We start from the raw sequence: 16,233 nt of genomic DNA on the forward strand, positions 1-16,233 counted from the left end.
GATACATGCGGCGTCGAGCCGCATGCACATCGCCTGAGCGGGCCGACTTGGGAGCGGCCCGGCGCTCGGCCCGCGAATCTCATCTGCCCAACACCCGCAGGATTTCTCGCCCGTAGGCTTCCAGCTTCTTGGCGCCCACGCCGCTGATCTCGCCCAACTCGGCCAGGTCGCCCGGCATCTGCCGCGCCATCTCGGCCAACGTTGTGTTCTGGAAGATGACGTAGGCCGGCAGGCCGTGCTCCTTGGCGACCTCGGAGCGCCAGGACTTCAGCGCCTCGAAGCGCTCGGCGGCCTCGGCGTCCAGCCCCAGCGCCGGGTCGGCCTTCGGCTTCGCCGTCCGGCCAGCCTTGCCGGCCCGGCCGCGCGGCTTCTTCTCCTCGGCCTCGCGCAGCCTCACCTCCACCTCGCCCTTGAGCACCGCACGCGCGCTGTCCTGCAGCGCCAGCGTGTTGAACTCGCCCTCGGCGGCCACGTGGCCCAGCGCGATCAGCTGGCGCAGCACGGCGCGCCACTGCTGCTCGGACAGGTCCGCACCGCAGCCCCAGGTCGACAGCTTGTCGTGACCATGCTGCCGGGTCTTGTCCGTCACCTTGCCGCGCAGCACGTCGATCAGATGGCCGGCGCCGAAGCTCTGGCCGCGCTGATGGAAGCGGTAGATGCAGGACAGCAGCTTGCGCGCCGCCTCGGTGGCGTCCCAGGTGGCCGGCGGGTTCAGGCAGTTGTCGCAATTGCCGCAGGCCGTCGACATCTCGCCGAAGTAGGCCAGCAGCCGCACACGCCGGCAGTCGGTCGCCTCGCACAGCGCCAGCAGCGCATCGAGCTTGCCGCGCTGGCCCTGCTTGAAGACCTCGTCCGCCGGGCTCTCGTCGATCATGCGGCGCTGGTTGACGACGTCGGCCAGGCCGTAGGTCATCCAGGCCTCGGCGGGCGCGCCGTCGCGGCCCGCCCGGCCGGTCTCCTGGTAGTAGGCCTCGATGTTCTTGGGCAGGTCCAGGTGGGCGACGAAGCGCACGTCGGGCTTGTCGATGCCCATGCCGAAGGCGATGGTCGCGACGATGACCAGCCCTTCCTCGCGCAGGAAGCGGTCCTGGTGGCGGCGGCGCACGTCGGCGTCCAGGCCGGCGTGGTAGGGCAGCGCGTTGATGCCCTCGCTCTTCAGCCACTCGGCGGTCTCTTCCACCTTCTTGCGGCTCTGGCAGTAGATGACACCGGCCTCGCCCTCGTGGTCGTCCTGGATGAAGCGCAGCAGCTGGTCTCGCGGCGAGCCGTTCTTCTCGACGATGAGGTAGCGGATGTTGGGCCGGTCGAAGCTGCTGATGAAGACGCGCGCGTCCTGCAGCTGCAGCCGTTCGATGATGTCGGCGCGCGTCAGGTCATCGGCGGTCGCAGTCAGCGCGATGCGCGGCACCTCGGGGAAGCGCTCGTGCAGCAGGCTCAGCTGCAGGTATTCCGAGCGGAAGTCGTGCCCCCACTGGCTGACGCAGTGCGCCTCGTCGATGGCGAACATCGACAGCAGGCCGCGCTCGCGCAGGCTCTCCAGCTGGGCCAGGAAGCGCGGCGTCGTCAGCCGCTCGGGCGCTGCGTACAGCAACGTGAGGCGCCCGCTCATCATCTCGCGCTCGACGCGGCTGGCCTCCTCGCCGGTCAGGCTGGAGTTCAGGAAGGCGGCGTGCACGCCGGCCTCCTCCAGCGCGCCGACCTGGTCGTGCATCAGCGCGATCAGCGGGCTGACGACGATGGCCACGCCCTGGCCGCGCTGGTGGCGCAGGATGGCCGGCACCTGGTAGCACAGGCTCTTGCCGCCGCCGGTGGGCATCAGCACCAGCGCGTCGCCACCGGCGGCGACCTGTTCGACGATGTCGGCCTGTTGGCCGCGGAAGGCGGTGTAGCCGAAGACCTGGGACAGCACGGCTTGCGGCGTGTCCGTGGCGGGGGAATGATGAGGGGGCGACTGCATGGCGAAGGCCGGGATTGTCGCCGCCGGCCGGCACGGGCCCGGGCCGGTCGTCCAACATCAGGGAGTTCCGCATGCTGCGTCACCGTCTCGCCAGCCTGTCGCTGGCCATCCTCGCCGCGCTCACCGGGTCCGCCGGCGCCCAGACCGCGGCGCTGAACAGCGCCGTCGCCGGCCAGGCCGACCGCGCCTACCCGGCGCTCCAGGCCCTTTACCAGGACCTCCACAGCCACCCCGAGATTGCCTTCGAGGAGGTGCGCACGGCCGCCAGGCTGGCCGCCGAGATGCGCGCGCTGGGCTTCACGGTGACCGAGGGTGTCGGCAAGACGGGCCTCGTCGCGATCTACGAGAACGGCGCCGGCCCCACCGTCATGGTGCGCACGGAGCTGGACGCGCTGCCGATGGAGGAGAAGACCGGCCTGCCCTATGCCAGCCGTGCCAAGGCGATGTCCAACGGCCGCGAGACCTTCGTCGCCCACAGCTGCGGCCATGACGTGCACATGGCCGCCTGGGTGGGCGCGGCGCGCACGCTGGTCGCGCTGAAGGACCGCTGGCAGGGCCGGCTGATGTTCATCGCCCAGCCGGCGGAGGAAATCCTGGCCGGCGCCCGCGCCATGGTGGCGGACGGCCTCTTCACCCGCTTCCCCAGGCCCGACATCGCGCTGGCCATCCACACCGGCAACGGCGCCTACGGCACCGTGCAATTCCGCGCCGGGCCCGCCATGTCGGCCGCCGACAGCTTCGAGATCACCTTCAAGGGCCGCGGCGGCCACGGCTCGGCGCCGCAGGCCACCATCGACCCCATCGCGATGGCGGCGCGCTTCGTCACCGACGTGCAGGCCGTCATCAGCCGCGAGAAGGACCCGCGCGAGTTCGGCGTCATCACCGTCGGCGCCTTCCAGGCCGGCACGGTGGGCAACATCATCCCGGACCAGGCCGTGCTGCGCGGCACCATCCGCTCCTACCTGCCCGAGGTGCGCGAGGTGCTGCTCGCCGGCCTGCGCCGCACGGCCCAGCACGTCGCTGCTGCGTCCGGCGCGCCGGAGCCCGAGATCACCATCACGCCGGGCGTCGGCGCGGTCATGAACGACGACGGCGTCATCCACCGCGTCGAGGCGGCCATCAAGGGCAGCCTGGGCGCCGACAAGGTGCTGGTGGCCAAGCCCGCCACCGCCAGCGAGGACTTCTCCGTCTACGCGCTGCTGGGCATCCCGTCGCTGTTCATGCACTTCGGCGTCTACCCGCCGGAGCGCGTCGAGGCGGCGGCCAGGCCCGGTGCCACGCCGCTGCCCTACAACCATTCGCCGCAGTTCGCGCCGGTGCCCGAGCCCAGCATCAAGACCGGCATCAAGATCACCAGCGCCACCGTGCTGGCCCTGCTGGGCAAGCCCTGACGCCCCCCGCGGCGCCATTGCTGACACGCACTGTCAGCCGCCGGGTTGCCGGCAGGCGGGCTGGCCGGGATGATGACCGGCCTCTCCAAACCGGGACACGCCATGCCCACAGCCGACGAACTGCGCCACGTGCTGATCCGCAACTTCCACGACGCCCCGCGCGAGCGCTTCGTGCGCGCGCCGTTGTACGACACCGAGACCGCCAGCCTCACCCGCGGCACCGCGGCGAAGAAGCTCGGTGCCAGCTTCGACATCGTCGCGCCGGGCCAGATGAGCTGCCCCTACCACCTGCACCATGCCGAGGAGGAGATGTTCGTCGTGCTGCAGGGTGAGGGCACGCTGCGCGTGGCCGGTGAGCGGGTGCCGATCAAGGCCGGCGACGTCATCACCATCCCGCCGGGGCCGGACTACCCGCACCACATCATCAACACCTCCGACGCGCCGCTGCACTACCTCAGCATCAGCACGATGGAGAAGCCCGAGGTCTGCGAGTACCCGGACTCGGGCAAGATCGGCGTGTTCAGCGAGGGTGTGCGGCTGCTGCAGCGGCGCGAGGCCGGGCTGGACTACTGGGAGGGGGAGCCTTGAGCACTCAAGGGCAGTCCCAGCCCAGCCGCACCAGGCCGCAGTGCCGGCAGACGAACTTGTAGAACGCGTTGTCGCCGGCCGGTTCGTAGTCGCGGATGGCGGCGCCCCACTGCTTCTCGGTCTTGCCGTAGTGCTGGCGCCAGTCGGCCTTGGTCGCGTCGCTGGCGTCCGCCACGTCGTCCTCCGACGCATCGCCATGGAATACGCAGGCGTCGTCGCAATGCACCAGCCACTCTTCCTGCTGCCAGGACGAGTAGCCCGGCGTGCGCAGGCTCACCTCGTCGATGACGTCCTGCGCGAGGCCGGCCTCGCGCAGCGGCTGTGCGTCCGAGAAGCTCGCGCCCAGCTTGCCCGCCGCCGAGCCGTCGGCAATGCACCAGGGGCACAGCTTCTCGTCCAGATCGCGAGTCGCGTAGACCGGCTGCACGTAGACGAAGTCGCGGGCCTGGCCGCAGCAGGCGCATTCGATGCGCCGCGGCTCGACGGCCCCGGTGGCCAGCGGGTCGGCGTGGTAGCGGAAATCGGGAAACAGGTTGTCCATCGGGGCTCCGGATCAGTAGTGCGGCGGCAGTTCGTCGCGCAGCGTGCGCGGCGCGCCGGGCTCGGCCGCCGTGCGGTCGCGCAGCTCGACGAGCTCGCGGATCAGCCGGTCGATCTGCGCCTGCTGGCGCACGACGACCTGGTTGAGCTGCTCGACGGTGTCCTCCGCGAAGCTGGCCTTGATCTCGAGGTCGGTGATGCGTTGTTCCAGGGTGTGCAGGTCGTCCATGCCCTGTATTGGGCCAGAACCCGGATCAAGGCAGCGCGTCCAGCGCCTCGGCCCATTTGGCGGCCACCTTGTCGTAGCCGCCACGCGTGGGGTGGATCTCGTTGGCCCAGTCGCCGGACGCGCCGCTGCTGCCGGCGTCCGCCAGCACCAGACCCGCAGCCTGGCTGTCGACGATCTGGATGGGGCCGGCATCGGGATGGCTGGCGGCCCGGTCGCCCGCCAGTGCCAGCAGCAGGTCGCCCAGCTTCGTCATCAGCAGCTCGCCGACGTCCAGCCAGACGGTATCCGGCACGCCGAAGGTCTGCAGCGCGGGCTGCAGCCAGGGGCCGAAGTTCAGGCCGGCCGACGCCGGGCGAGGGCGCAGCAGCGCGTAGTTGTGCATCAGCAGCGGCGTCTGCTTGTTGACGCCGCTGTCGCGCAGGTCCAGCAGGCCGGCGAAGACGGCGCGCAGGTAGGTCGTGAAGGTCTGCCAGCCGTCGTCGCTGAGGTAGCTGGCCGCATCGCTGGCCACGCCGCGCTCGGCGGGCGTCAGCAGCAGGCGCTGGTGGCGCGGCGCGGTGGGCGGCGCGCCGATGGCCTCGATGAGGTCGTTGCCGCCGCCCGAGACGAGGATGGCGCTCCAGGTCCAGGCGACGTTGCCGCACAGCAGGTTCACGAACTGCGGCGCGCGCACCGCGTCCGTCATGCGGCGCAGCACCGCGCCGGGCGCCGCGCAGTTCACCGCCACGGCCCCGCGCTCCAGCACCAGCTCGGCCAGCACGTTGGTGGTCAGGTAGGGCGGGATGGCGCCGATGGAGAACCACGAGTCGCCCTGCGCGAGGAAGCGCTGGCCATACAGGTCGAGCGGGAAGGGCGTGTCGCCCATTAGGTCGTAGGGGCTGATGAGCTTGACGGGGTGCGACATGGCGGCGGGTCTACGGGATGAGACCGGCAGTGGACTGCGGCCCCGGGCCGGCCGCAACCTCAAGACTGACTATCGCCGGTCGCCCGGCCTGTCGCCCTTGCCCGAGATCGACCCCATGCCCGACACCGAGCGCTGCACCGAGGGGTTGCCGTAGTAGTCCACCGAGCCGACGCCCGAGATGTGGGCGGTGAGGTCGTCCGTGACCCACAGCAGCACGCTGCCGATGCCGCTGACGCTGACGCGCGCCTTCTGCGCCTGCAGGCGATCGGCGACGACCTTGCCCTTGCCGGAGATCTGCAACGCCAGCTCGTCCACGCGCCCGCCCAGCTGGCCGTCGCCGGCACCGCTGATGCCGAAGGTGAGCTGGCGGGCCTGCAGCTGGTCCATGCGCACGTTGCCGGCCCCGCTGATGATCAGCTTGAGCTGGTCGGTGCGCAGCGGGCCGGGCACGCGCACGTCGCTGGCACCCGAGACGGACAGCTGGTGCAGCTGGCGCATCTCGACCTGCACGAACAGCTTGTCGCTGTGCCAGAACTTCCACCCACCGGCGGGGCGGATGACGAGCTGGTTGCCGCTGAGCTCGACCTCCACGTTCTTCTGCACGTCGGCGTCGCCCGCGATGAAGGCCTGGTCACGCTCGCCCTGCACGAGCACGACGCGCGCCACGCCGCCCAGCTCCAGGCGGTCGAAGGCACCGGGTGTGTAGAGCTTGCCGGGGCCGGCCGGCAATGCAGGCGGCGCGGGGAGGGCGGGCAGGGCCTGAGGTGCAGGCAACGCCGACGGGGCGGGCGCTGCGGGCGCGGCCGGGGCGGCGGTCTGGGACTGGGCTGAGCTCGCGAAGGTGAACATCGCCATGAGCAGCAAGCAGGTATTGCGGGCCGAGCGCCGGGCCGCTCCCAAGCCGGCCCGCCTGGGGCGATGTGCTTGCGGCTCGACGCCGCAAGCATCGCCGTCCCCTCGGGGGACCGACCGGACTCGTTCGCGTTCAGCGACACGAGGCTGGGCGAGGGGCACCAAGTTCATAACGATTGCTCCCTCAGCATCTTGGAGACCTCGCGGTTGGCGGTGATGCGCGTGCCGTCGCGCAGCTGCACGACGAGCTGGGAGTTCTCGTCCGGCGTCATGCTGTCGACGAAGTCCAGGTTGACGATGCAGCCGCGCTGCACGCGCAGGAAGCGCGTCGGGTCCAGCCGCGTCTCAAAGCTGGCGATGGGCAGGCGCACGAGGAAGCTGCGGCCCTTGCTGGTGATGGCGGTGTACTTGTTGTCGGAGCGCAGGCTCTCGATGTCGCCGACCTGCAGCGGGAAGATCTTGCCCTGGTCGCGCACCAGCAGCCGCGTCAGCGGCGCGTCGGCCGGCGTGCCCAGCGCCTGCGCCACCTCGGCGGTGCTGGGTGTGGCGTCGCGCAGCACGTGGGCCACGGCCTCGTCGAAGCGCTCGCGCGAGAAGGGTTTGAGCAGGTAGTCCACCGCGTGCAGCTCGAAGGCGGTCAGCGCGTGCTCGTCGTAGGCGGTCGTGAAGATGATGCGCGGCTGGTGGGCATCGTGCTGGAGCTCGCGCACGACCTGCAGGCCGGTCAGGCCGGGCATCTGGATGTCGGTCAGCACGAGGGCGGGCTTCAGCGCACGGATCTGCGCCAGCGCGTCCTCGCCATCCGCGCAGACGGCCACGAGCTGCAGGCCCGGCGTGGCCTTGACCCAGTCGGCCAGCGCCTCGGCGGCGAGGGGTTCGTCTTCGGCAATCAGGACGGTGGTCGTGCTCATGTCTGGGGAATAAACAAATCGACGCGGAACCCGGCGCCGGGGGCGGTGTGGATGCGCAGGCGGGCGCGGCCGTCGTAGTCGAGCGCGAAGCGCTTCCTCAGCGCGGCCAGGCCCACGCCGCGGCGCTGGCCGGGCTGGGGCTCCAGCGCCTCGGGCTCGCAGCCGGGGCCGTCGTCCTCGACGGCCAGGTCCAGCCCGTGGTTGAGCGCGTTGCGGCGCGCGCTGATGGTCACGCGGCCGCCGGCCTTGCGCGGTGCCACGGCATGCAGGATGGAGTTCTCGACCAGCGGCTGCAGCGTCAGCGGCGGCAGCTCGTCGGCCAGCACGCGCTCCTCCAGCTGCCAGTCCACGCGCAGCCGCGTGCCCAGCCGCAGCGCCTCCAGCGCGAGGTAGTCGCGCAGGAAATCGATCTCGTCGGACAACATGACGCGGTCCTCGGCACCGCGTTTGGTGTCGAGCACATAGCGCAGCATGGACGCGAACTTCAGCAGCGCGGCCTCGGCGCCGGCGGGGTCCTTGCGGGTCAGCGCGATCAGCGAATTCAGCGTGTTGAACAGGAAATGCGGGTTCAGCTTGCCGCTGATGGCGGACAGCTCGGCCTTGGCCAGCGCGCTCTCGGCCTGCGCCGCCGCCACCGCCGCCGAGCGCGCCGCGCGCGACTGCAGCACCGCCGTGAACGCCGTCGCGATGGTCGCGTAGACCACGAAGCCCCACACCGACCGCCACAGCAGGCCGGACACCAGCACGGCGCCGGCATGGTCCGCCCCGAACAGCCCCGCGTTGACGGCGAACTCGCCCGCCTGCCACAGCGCGGAGAACGCCACCGCCGCCAGGACATGCGCCATCGCCGTGGCCGAGGTTCCCGCGTCGCTGGCGTGCAGGCGGCGCGCCACCGGCCACACGACGGTGCCCAGCAGCATCGGCGCCCACAGCATCGTCGTCGCCTGGTAGACGGCCAGCCAGAACGGGTCCAGCCCGCGGTCGAACTCGCTGCCGGCCAGCACGAACAGGCACCAGGCCAGCGCGCAGCCGCCGGCGTACGCGCACCAGAGGCGGCGGTTGCTGTGGCGGGGGCTGATCGTGGTCATGGCTTCATCTTAGGGAGGCCCGGCGGCCCGCCGGCGGGCAGGGAGACGAAGTGCGGCCCTCGGGGTGCGGGATGCGGTCTCCGGGGTGTTGCTGACGGCCCCGGTCGGGGGTGGCCGGCATAATTCGTCCCCTTCCCCATCGAATTCGGACGAGCGTCATGGCCAGCGTCAACAAAGTCATCATCATCGGCAACGTCGGCAAAGACCCCGAGGTCCGCTACAACCCCAGCGGCGGCGCCTGGGTCACCCTCAGCCTGGCCACCACGCGCAACTGGAAGAATCGCGAGACCGGCGAGCGCCAGGAAGAGACCGAATGGCACCGCGTCGTCTTCAACGACCGCCTGGCCGAGATCGTCGGCGAGTACGTCAAGAAGGGCCGCCCGCTGTACGTCGAAGGCCGCCTGAAGACCCGCAAGTGGCAGGACAAGGAAGGTCGCGACACCTACACGACCGAGATCATTGCCCAGGAAATGCAGCTGCTGGGCGGCCGCGATGGCGGCGGTGACGAAGGCGGTGGCGGTGGTGGCTACGGCCGCAGTGCTGGCGGCGGTGGTGGCGGTGGCGGCTACAGCCGCGGTGGCGGTGACGGTGGTGGCGACGACTTCGGCGGCGGTGGCCGCCCGGCCGCCCGCCCGGCCGCGCCGCGCCCGGCGCCCCAGCGCGCCCCGGCTCCGGCGCCCAAGGCGTCGACGGGGTTCGACGACATGGATGACGATATTCCGTTCTAGAAAACACCTCTCTGTTGGTTGTCAACATCGGGCCCGCAGCCCAATAGCTGCGGGCCTTTTTCGTTTGCTTACATCGCCTGGCGTGCTTATTACCGAGGCCGGCTTTCGTCACCGCGGAAGGCGCAAGAATCAGAGCCGCTGCAGATTCGCATATTCGCCGGGTCCACTGGTCGCCGGCATCCACGCAAGCCGCGGCGGCTGGATAGCCTGGGGCCATAAACCGATCACTTCTCATAACTCCATGGCCAAGAATTCGCGCCACGACGAAAACCACCTCCGGCTGGCCAACCCGCCCTTCGATCTCCCCCGAGTCCAGCGACGCGGCCTGCTGGCGCTGGGTTCGTTGATGGCCCTCGATCTGGCAGGCTGCGGTGGTGGCGGCGGTGGTAGTGAAGGCAGCCCCCCCCCCAGCGCCGGCAGCACGCAAAACGGCGGCGTGGTCACCACGCTGGCCGGCTCGGGCCAAACTGGTAGCACCGACGGCGCAGGCGCTGCGGCCAAGTTCTATTTGCCATACGCCGTGGCTGCCGACGCCGGCGGCACGGTCTACGTGGCGGATTCGCAGAACAACCTGATCCGCAAGGTCACGCCGGCCGGGGTCGTCAGTACGCTGGCGGGCTCAGGCAGCGCCGGCAGCACCAACGGCACGGGCAATGCGGCGTCGTTCTCCAATCCATGCGGCGTGGCCGTGGCCCCGGACGGCACGGTCTATGTGGCAGATACAGCGAACCACATGATCCGCAAGATCACGCCGGCAGGGATCGTCACCACGCTGGCAGGATCGGGCAACCGCGGCAACGCCAATGGCGTGGGCTCCGCAGCTTCGTTCACGTTCCCCTATGCAGTCGCTGTGGACGCGAGCAACACGGTCTACGTGGGAGATACCAACAACTTCCTGATCCGCAAGATCACGTCGGACGGTGTCGTCACCACGCTGGCGGGATCGGGCATTGTGGGCTCCGCCAACGGCACGGGCACGGCAGCTTCGTTTGAGGTGGTACGAGGCATTGCCGTGGACGCCAGCGGCACGGTCTATGTCGCCGACTCAGGCAATTCGCTGATCCGCAAGATCACGCCGGCTGGGGTGGTCACGACACTGGCTGGCTCGGGCCAGGAAGGCTATGCCGACGGCACCGGCGCAGTAGCCTTGTTCAGCAACCCCGTCGGCATCTGCGTGCACTCCAGCGGCACGGTGTATGTCGCGGACCCCGCCATCAACGTGATTCGCAAGATCACGCCAGACGGTGCTGTCACCACGCTGGCGGGCAAGTTTGACCCGAGCAATCCGGGCGGCGGCAAAGCGAATGGCACAGGCACGACCGCGCTGTTCTGGGGGCCCAATGGCATTGCCGTGGACGGCAGCAACACGGTCTACGTAGCGGACACCTACAACGACCTGATCCGCAAGATTGTCTAGGGAGAGGTTGGCAGAACCTCTTGTCCGCGCACGGCCATCGGCACGTGCGGGAGCCGATCAAACCGAAAAGGCCCGCGGCAACCGCCGCGGGCCTTTTTCATTCACGGACGTGCACGAGGCTTGTCGACGGGGCCGACCTGCCGCGCCAGCGTTGTCCTGAATTCGTCCTGCGCCGCGCCCGACTCGAAGCAGCGCTTCGGGATCAGGCTGAACAGCAGGTCGGACTGGTACAGGACGAACACCTTGCCCGACTCCCGCCACCGGTACAGATTTCCCCAGGGCAGCAGGCCACTGCCGTTCTCGGTGCGGAACTGCAGGCCTGCCGTCTCGATCTCGACCGAGAACGGTTGATGAAGAGAGCGTTGCTGGGCGTAGAGGCGCCGCACCTTCCAGGGCAGGTACAGCCAATACCAGGCCGGGAAATAGGCGATCGCGAGCGGGCCGAACACCTCGGCCCAGGAAGCGTGCCCCCGCCACAGCGAACCCGCCATCGCCACGAGCGCCATCAGCGCCAGCAGGACGATCAACACGCCGAGCACGGCAAACGCCGGGCGTGGCTTGAGGCCGGCACGAATCGCTGACAGCTAGTCGTCTGAATCGATCTGGATCTGCATGTCCCCTCGCACCGTCGCACGCCCTGGTTTGCGCGCGATGGTAGGCGAGCGCTGCACGCGTCCATGCCCTCTAACCGCACCATCCCCAGGCCGCCAGCCCCAGCCCAGTGCCGTGTGTGCCGACCTTGCGCAGCCCCGCCGACGTGCGCCAACGCCCGTTGCGCTGTCACTCCCTATGAGCACCAGGCCTGTAACGTTGTGTGAAGAAGTTGGCACAAAACCCGCTTAGTCCTTCTCCGACAAGCCCCATCACAGCTTGCGAGAGGAGGAACCCATGCGTGCGAACTTTGCTTTTTCCACACTGACGGCCACCGCTCTGATCTGGGCGGCATCGGCATCGGCCGCGGTGCTCACGGCCACGCCCGCCACGCCGACGCTCAGTGGCGTGGCGGCAGCCGCTGCGCCCGCAGTCACGCCGCCCGTCACCACCACGGCGACGCTGGACAACAGCTACGGGTCGACGTCGACGACCCACATCGAGAAGGACGTCCAGGTCGCGCCCACCGCGACGAGTTCGGGCCTGGCCTACGTGTACGAGGTCACCACGGTGACGCAGACGCGTACCGACACCCTCGCGTCCCAGGACTACTACTCCTGGAACCAGGCGCTGACCGGCAACACCGCCGGCACGGAGTTCCTCACACTCTCCGTGACCCTGACTCCCTCGCAGTCGCTGGGCGCGATGCTGTCCCTCTACAGCACCGGCAGCTACGCGGCCGTCGCATCGCCCTTCGGCAGCAGCGTGCCGGCGCTGCCGTCGTACTACTTCCGCCTGGCAGGCGCCAGCGCCTGGACGCTGCTGGGCTCGACCAACACGACCAATGCCGCCACGGGCAGCTTCTATGGCGGCGAGTCGGCGCAGCTCGCGCTGACGGCGGGCGTGGCGACGAGCTTCGAGGTCGCCGTGCTGGCGGGCAGCAATGTCGACCTGTCCGACGTCGGCCTGAACCTGTGGAGCGACTACTACGACACGCACAAGGTGGCCGTCGACCTCGGCACCAGCACGACGAAGGCGCTGGTCGGCGCCGAGCTGCTGGCGCCCGTGCCCGAGCCGCAGACCTACGCGCTCATCCTCGCCGGCCTGCTGTTCGTGGGCCTGCGCCTGCGCAGCCGCCAATAGCCCGCGTCGGGCCAGGGTGTCGGCAGCGCCTGGCTAGGTCGACCTGACGACCAGTTCGGTCGGCATGATCTCGCTGGCGGCAGCGTTGCCGGCGATGAGGTCCAGCACCTTGCGCGCCAGCAGCACGCCGCCGTGGTGCCAGTCCTGGCGCACGCTGGTCAGCGGCGGCGCGAAGGTGTGCGCTGCTGGCGAGTCGTCGTAGCCGATGACCGAGACGGCCTCGGGCACCAGCAGGCCGGCGTCGGTGAAGGCACGCACGGCGCCCATGGCCAGCAGGTCACTGGCGGCGAACAGGCCGTCCGGCGCGGGGCCGCCGTCCGGCAGGTGCGCGAGGTGGGACTGCACGGCCGTGAAGCCCGCGCCGAAGGTGAAGGCGGCCGGCGTCAGCGACTGGGCCTTCAGCCCGGCCTTGCGCAGCGCCTTCAGGAAGCCCTGCTGCCGGTCGCGGATCTCGGCATGGCGCACGTCGCCCAGGAACAGCAGCCGGCGCCGGCCCAGCGCGATGAGCCGCTCGGCGGCGCAGGCGCCGCCATGGGCATTGTCGCCGCCGACGACCACGGCGTTGCCGCGCCCGTGCTCGGCGCCCCACACCACCATGGGCAGGCCCATCGCCGCGGCCGTCTTGACGGCCGAGCCGTTGGCGCCCTGGCCCAGCAGGATGACGCCGTCCGCGGACGCGGCCACGCCCTCGCCGGGGCTCTGCATGGCCGACAGCAGCACGCTGTAGCCGCGCGAGGTCAGCTCCTGCGTGATGCCGCCCAGCAGTTGCAGCGGGTAGGCGTCGGTCATCGGCCGGTCGTTGTCCGGCTGCATCTCCAGGATGACGGCGACCATGTGGCTGCGCCGCAGCCGCAGGTTGCGGGCGTGGTGGTTGAAGCGGTAGCCGGCTGCCTCGGCCAGCGTCTTGATGCGCTCGCGCGTGGCGGGCGTGACCGACGGGCTGTCGCGCAGCGCGCGTGAGACCGTGATGGCACTGACGCCCGCGAGCGCGGCGATCTGTTCCATCGTGACTGGCTTGGCGTCGCTCATCCCGTTCTCGTGCCCGTTCGTGCCGCTGCGCGTCGCGCAACCCGGCTTCTTCTCCTGACCCGGATTGTCGCCAAGCGGCGCGGGCCCGCCGGCGGCACGCACGTCATCGCAGACCCGCACCCGGCACTTCTGCAAACTAATGTCATCGATGTCATTTGCACACCACACGGGTAAATACTCAAATGACATCGATAACATTTGCCATCACAGTCCGCCCCATCGACAGTCTGGCGACGGCCGCGCCGGGCTCTCGGGATGCAAACAAACAACCGGAGACATTCGATGACCGACCCTCAAGCCGCCCAGGCTGCATCGCGCCGCGGCGACCGCCCCGTCCGCGCCTTCTTCCGCCCCCAGCTGATCGCGCTGGCCGCCGCCGCGCTGTGCGGTGCCGCCTTCGCCCAGGAGGCCGCCAAGCCCGCGCCCAAGCCGGCCGCGGAGTCGCCCGAAGTGAAGGAGCTCGAAGCCGTCGTCGTCACCGGCACGGCGCGCCGCGAAGGCGTGCGCAAGCTGGAAGCCGGCTTCTCGATCACGACCGCGACCGAAGAGCAGATCAAGCAGGCCGCGCCGACCAGCACGGCCGACATCCTGAAGACCGTGCCCGGCGTGTTCGTCGAGAGCACCGGCGGCCAGAGCAACGCCAACATCCGCGTGCGCGGCTTCCCGACGCCGGGCGACGGTCCCTACTCCACCTTCCAGCAGAACGGCGCGCCGCTGTACGCGCTGCCGGCGCTGAGCTTCCTGGAGCACTCGCAGCTCTTCCGCCTGGACGACACCATCGAGCGCATGGAAGTGCTGCGCGGCGGCCCCAGCCCCATCTTCGGCAGCGGCCAGCCCGGCGTGACGGTCAACTTCATCCAGAAGGACGGCCGCAGCCCCGAGGGCAGCCTGCGCGTGACCACCGGCACCGGCAATCTCAAGCGCGTGGACGGCGTCTACGCCGGCCCGCTGTCAGACAAGTGGACCGTGATGGTCGGCGGCTTCTGGCGCCAGAGCCAGGGCCTGCGCGACACGCAGTTCCCGGCCGACGACGGCGGCCAGCTCAGCCTGGTGCTCAACCGCAAGCTCGACGACGGCAACCTGCAGCTCTACGCCCGCGCGCTGAACGACCGCAACGCCTTCTACACGGCCATCCCGGTCGTCGGCAGCGCCGACGGCAAGAGCGTGTCCAGCTACCCCGGCTTCGACGCCAGCAAGGACTACTTCTACGGCAACGAGCTGCGCAACATCGTGCTGGAGACCGGCCGCGCGACGGGCCGCACGCTGGCCAATGGCAAGCCCGAGATCCTGCGCGACACCGTCACCAAGGACCTGGCCGAGGGCCGCGGCGCGACCGTGCAGACCTTCGGCGCCAACCTCGACACCAAGCTCGGCGACTGGACGCTGACCAACAAGCTCGGCCACACCGGCGGCGACGTGCCGACCTACGCGCTGTTCTCCGGCGCCAACCCGCAGACGCTGGGCAGCTACATCACCTCGCAGGTGACGGCCGCCAACGGCGACGCGGGCGTCGTTGCGGCGGCCGGCAAGGCGGCCACGACCGGCACGGCCACCTTCACGAACGGCGGCGGTGCCATCACCAACATGGCCACGCCAGTCATCGTCAACGGCATGTGGGTGGTGGACAAGACGCTGCGCTCGACGACCAACGAGACCCGCCTGTCCAAGGAGATCGCCCCGGGCAACAACCTGACCTTGGGCCTGTACCTGGCCGGCTACAGCTCGCACGACGTCTGGACACTGGGCCAGGCCCAGCTGATGACGGTGCAGTCGCACGCGCGCCTGATCGACGTGACGCTGGACAACGGCGTCAAGGCCTCGCGCAACGGCTACGTCACGCCGCCCTTCTCCTTCGACCTGGACGCCAGCTACAGCGGCGACACGCGCGCCTTCTTCGTCGCCGACGAGTGGCAGCTCACGAAGGAGCTGCGTGTCGACCTGGGCGCACGCCGCGAGACCCAGCACATCACCGGCACCATCGCCAACGTCAGCAACGGCGACCTGGATAACGACCCCACTACGCTCTACAACAACAACCTCGCCTACTACAACGGCACCCACACGCTGATCGACAGCAAGCTCAGCCGCAGCTCCTTCACCGGCGGCGCCAACTACGCCTTCAGCCGCGACCTGAGCGCCTTCGTGCGCGTGAACAAGGGCCACCGCATGCCCGACTTCGACGTGCTGCGCAGCCGCGGCGCCAACGAGACCAAGGACTCGGTCGAGGACATCACGCAGTACGAGATCGGCCTGAAGACCGCCACCAAGCTCTACAGCGCCTTCCTGACGGCCTACGCCAACCAGCTGACCAACTCGCAGACGCAGCAGTTCACCAACGCCGGCAACACCGTGCTGCGCCCGAACAGCGAGGCCAAGGGCGTGGAGTTCGAGCTGTCGCTTCGCCCGGGCGACTGGCTCAAGGGCTTCGAAATCGCCGCGACCGGCAACTTCCAGGACGCCAAGTACAAGGACTTCCAGCAGTACAGCGGCAACCGCGTCGAGCGCGCCCCGAAGTTCCAGGCCCGCCTGACCCCGAGCTGGCAGACCCAGACCGCCTACGGCCAACTGCGCACCTTCGCGACCTTCAGCCATGTCGGCGAGCGCTTCGCCGACCAGACCAACACGCTGAAGCTGCCGGCCTACCAGACCATCGACGCGGGCGCCGTGTTCGCGATGGACAACGGGCTGGAGATCCGCCTGACCGGCACCAACCTGACCAACAAGGTCGGGCTGACGGAAGGCAACTTCCGCGTGCCGGGCCAGGGCGTGGGTCAGGACGGCGTGTTCCTGGCTCGGCCGCTGTTCGGGCGGGCGTACGAGCTGAGCGTGGGCTTCCAGTTCTGACGCGCCAAGATGGCGACGCCT

15 protein-coding genes are annotated in these 16,233 nt (G+C 69.8%); 6 read left to right on the forward strand and 9 right to left on the reverse strand.

Annotation, left to right across the window (positions count from 1 at the left end; translation table 11 throughout):
- Positions 1-79: 79 nt before the first annotated feature.
- A complete protein-coding gene (gene recQ, locus ACG04R_RS08520) occupies positions 80-1,957 on the reverse strand; it encodes a DNA helicase RecQ (RefSeq protein WP_394408107.1) in 1,878 nt (625 codons plus the stop codon).
- Between the two features lie 71 nt (positions 1,958-2,028).
- Between recQ and ACG04R_RS08525 the strand changes: the two genes are divergently transcribed.
- The gene (locus ACG04R_RS08525) at positions 2,029-3,348 is read left to right on the forward strand and encodes an amidohydrolase (RefSeq protein ID WP_394408110.1); all 1,320 of its coding nucleotides are present in this window, start codon (positions 2,029-2,031) and stop codon (positions 3,346-3,348) included.
- Between the two features lie 102 nt (positions 3,349-3,450).
- Entirely contained in the window at positions 3,451-3,936 is a 486-nt protein-coding gene (locus ACG04R_RS08530; protein WP_394408113.1) for a cupin domain-containing protein, read from the forward strand.
- 4 nt (positions 3,937-3,940) lie between these two features.
- On the opposite strand, the gene ACG04R_RS08535 is transcribed toward ACG04R_RS08530, so the two are convergent.
- From ACG04R_RS08535 to ACG04R_RS08560, 6 genes are all read right to left on the reverse strand, one after another.
- A complete protein-coding gene (locus ACG04R_RS08535) occupies positions 3,941-4,477 on the reverse strand; it encodes a CbrC family protein (RefSeq protein WP_394408116.1) in 537 nt (178 codons plus the stop codon).
- Positions 4,478-4,489: 12 nt separating this feature from the next.
- A complete protein-coding gene (locus ACG04R_RS08540; RefSeq protein ID WP_394408119.1) occupies positions 4,490-4,705 on the reverse strand; it encodes a SlyX family protein in 216 nt (71 codons plus the stop codon).
- Positions 4,706-4,730: 25 nt separating this feature from the next.
- On the reverse strand, positions 4,731-5,609 hold the full coding sequence (locus tag ACG04R_RS08545) for a hypothetical protein (protein ID WP_394408122.1): 879 nt from the start codon (positions 5,607-5,609) through the stop codon (positions 4,731-4,733).
- A gap of 69 nt (positions 5,610-5,678) precedes the next feature.
- Positions 5,679-6,464 (reverse strand): head GIN domain-containing protein, encoded by a 786-nt coding sequence (locus ACG04R_RS08550; protein ID WP_394408125.1) that lies wholly within the window; start codon positions 6,462-6,464, stop codon positions 5,679-5,681.
- Between the two features lie 164 nt (positions 6,465-6,628).
- On the reverse strand, positions 6,629-7,372 hold the full coding sequence (locus tag ACG04R_RS08555; protein ID WP_394408128.1) for a LytR/AlgR family response regulator transcription factor: 744 nt from the start codon (positions 7,370-7,372) through the stop codon (positions 6,629-6,631).
- Positions 7,369-8,460: a sensor histidine kinase gene (locus ACG04R_RS08560; protein WP_394408131.1), complete on the reverse strand. Its 1,092-nt coding sequence runs from the start codon at positions 8,458-8,460 to the stop codon at positions 7,369-7,371. Before ACG04R_RS08560 ends, ACG04R_RS08555 begins: the two co-directional genes overlap by 4 nt.
- A gap of 158 nt (positions 8,461-8,618) precedes the next feature.
- Here ACG04R_RS08560 and ssb point away from each other — a divergent pair, with 158 nt between their 5' ends.
- Both ssb and ACG04R_RS08570 read left to right on the forward strand, forming a co-directional pair.
- A complete protein-coding gene (gene ssb, locus ACG04R_RS08565) occupies positions 8,619-9,188 on the forward strand; it encodes a single-stranded DNA-binding protein (protein ID WP_394408134.1) in 570 nt (189 codons plus the stop codon).
- A 241-nt stretch (positions 9,189-9,429) separates the two neighbouring features.
- Positions 9,430-10,605 carry an NHL repeat-containing protein gene (locus ACG04R_RS08570; protein ID WP_394408137.1) on the forward strand — a complete coding sequence of 392 codons (1,176 nt, stop codon included), beginning with the start codon at positions 9,430-9,432 and terminating at the stop codon, positions 10,603-10,605.
- Positions 10,606-10,706: 101 nt separating this feature from the next.
- On the opposite strand, the gene ACG04R_RS08575 is transcribed toward ACG04R_RS08570, so the two are convergent.
- Positions 10,707-11,132, reverse strand: coding sequence for a YcxB family protein (locus ACG04R_RS08575; RefSeq protein WP_394408140.1), 426 nt, complete (start codon positions 11,130-11,132; stop codon positions 10,707-10,709).
- 361 nt (positions 11,133-11,493) lie between these two features.
- On the opposite strand from ACG04R_RS08575, the gene ACG04R_RS08580 reads away from it, so the two are divergent.
- Positions 11,494-12,339 carry a PEP-CTERM sorting domain-containing protein gene (locus ACG04R_RS08580; protein ID WP_394408143.1) on the forward strand — a complete coding sequence of 282 codons (846 nt, stop codon included), beginning with the start codon at positions 11,494-11,496 and terminating at the stop codon, positions 12,337-12,339.
- A 33-nt stretch (positions 12,340-12,372) separates the two neighbouring features.
- On the opposite strand, the gene ACG04R_RS08585 is transcribed toward ACG04R_RS08580, so the two are convergent.
- On the reverse strand, positions 12,373-13,368 hold the full coding sequence (locus tag ACG04R_RS08585; RefSeq protein ID WP_394408146.1) for a substrate-binding domain-containing protein: 996 nt from the start codon (positions 13,366-13,368) through the stop codon (positions 12,373-12,375).
- Positions 13,369-13,650: 282 nt separating this feature from the next.
- Here ACG04R_RS08585 and ACG04R_RS08590 point away from each other — a divergent pair, with 282 nt between their 5' ends.
- The gene (locus tag ACG04R_RS08590) at positions 13,651-16,212 is read left to right on the forward strand and encodes a TonB-dependent receptor (RefSeq protein ID WP_394408149.1); all 2,562 of its coding nucleotides are present in this window, start codon (positions 13,651-13,653) and stop codon (positions 16,210-16,212) included.
- The last annotated feature ends 21 nt before the right edge of the window (positions 16,213-16,233 follow it).

It is taken from the genome of Pelomonas candidula, assembly GCF_043555985.1.
Lineage (GTDB): Bacteria > Pseudomonadota > Gammaproteobacteria > Burkholderiales > Burkholderiaceae_C > Pelomonas > Pelomonas candidula.

Bases quoted from the DNA above. Each gene is read 5' to 3' on its own strand.
- recQ (WP_394408107.1), bottom strand. From the start codon at position 1,957: ATGCAGTCGCCCCCTCATCATTCCCCCGCCACGGACACGCCGCAAGCC.
- ACG04R_RS08525 (WP_394408110.1), top strand. From the start codon at position 2,029: ATGCTGCGTCACCGTCTCGCCAGCCTGTCGCTGGCCATCCTCGCCGCG.
- ACG04R_RS08530 (WP_394408113.1), top strand. From the start codon at position 3,451: ATGCCCACAGCCGACGAACTGCGCCACGTGCTGATCCGCAACTTCCAC.
- ACG04R_RS08535 (WP_394408116.1), bottom strand. From the start codon at position 4,477: ATGGACAACCTGTTTCCCGATTTCCGCTACCACGCCGACCCGCTGGCC.
- ACG04R_RS08540 (WP_394408119.1), bottom strand. From the start codon at position 4,705: ATGGACGACCTGCACACCCTGGAACAACGCATCACCGACCTCGAGATC.
- ACG04R_RS08545 (WP_394408122.1), bottom strand. From the start codon at position 5,609: ATGTCGCACCCCGTCAAGCTCATCAGCCCCTACGACCTAATGGGCGAC.
- ACG04R_RS08550 (WP_394408125.1), bottom strand. From the start codon at position 6,464: ATGGCGATGTTCACCTTCGCGAGCTCAGCCCAGTCCCAGACCGCCGCC.
- ACG04R_RS08555 (WP_394408128.1), bottom strand. From the start codon at position 7,372: ATGAGCACGACCACCGTCCTGATTGCCGAAGACGAACCCCTCGCCGCC.
- ACG04R_RS08560 (WP_394408131.1), bottom strand. From the start codon at position 8,460: ATGACCACGATCAGCCCCCGCCACAGCAACCGCCGCCTCTGGTGCGCG.
- ssb (WP_394408134.1), top strand. From the start codon at position 8,619: ATGGCCAGCGTCAACAAAGTCATCATCATCGGCAACGTCGGCAAAGAC.
- ACG04R_RS08570 (WP_394408137.1), top strand. From the start codon at position 9,430: ATGGCCAAGAATTCGCGCCACGACGAAAACCACCTCCGGCTGGCCAAC.
- ACG04R_RS08580 (WP_394408143.1), top strand. From the start codon at position 11,494: ATGCGTGCGAACTTTGCTTTTTCCACACTGACGGCCACCGCTCTGATC.
- ACG04R_RS08585 (WP_394408146.1), bottom strand. From the start codon at position 13,368: ATGAGCGACGCCAAGCCAGTCACGATGGAACAGATCGCCGCGCTCGCG.
- ACG04R_RS08590 (WP_394408149.1), top strand. From the start codon at position 13,651: ATGACCGACCCTCAAGCCGCCCAGGCTGCATCGCGCCGCGGCGACCGC.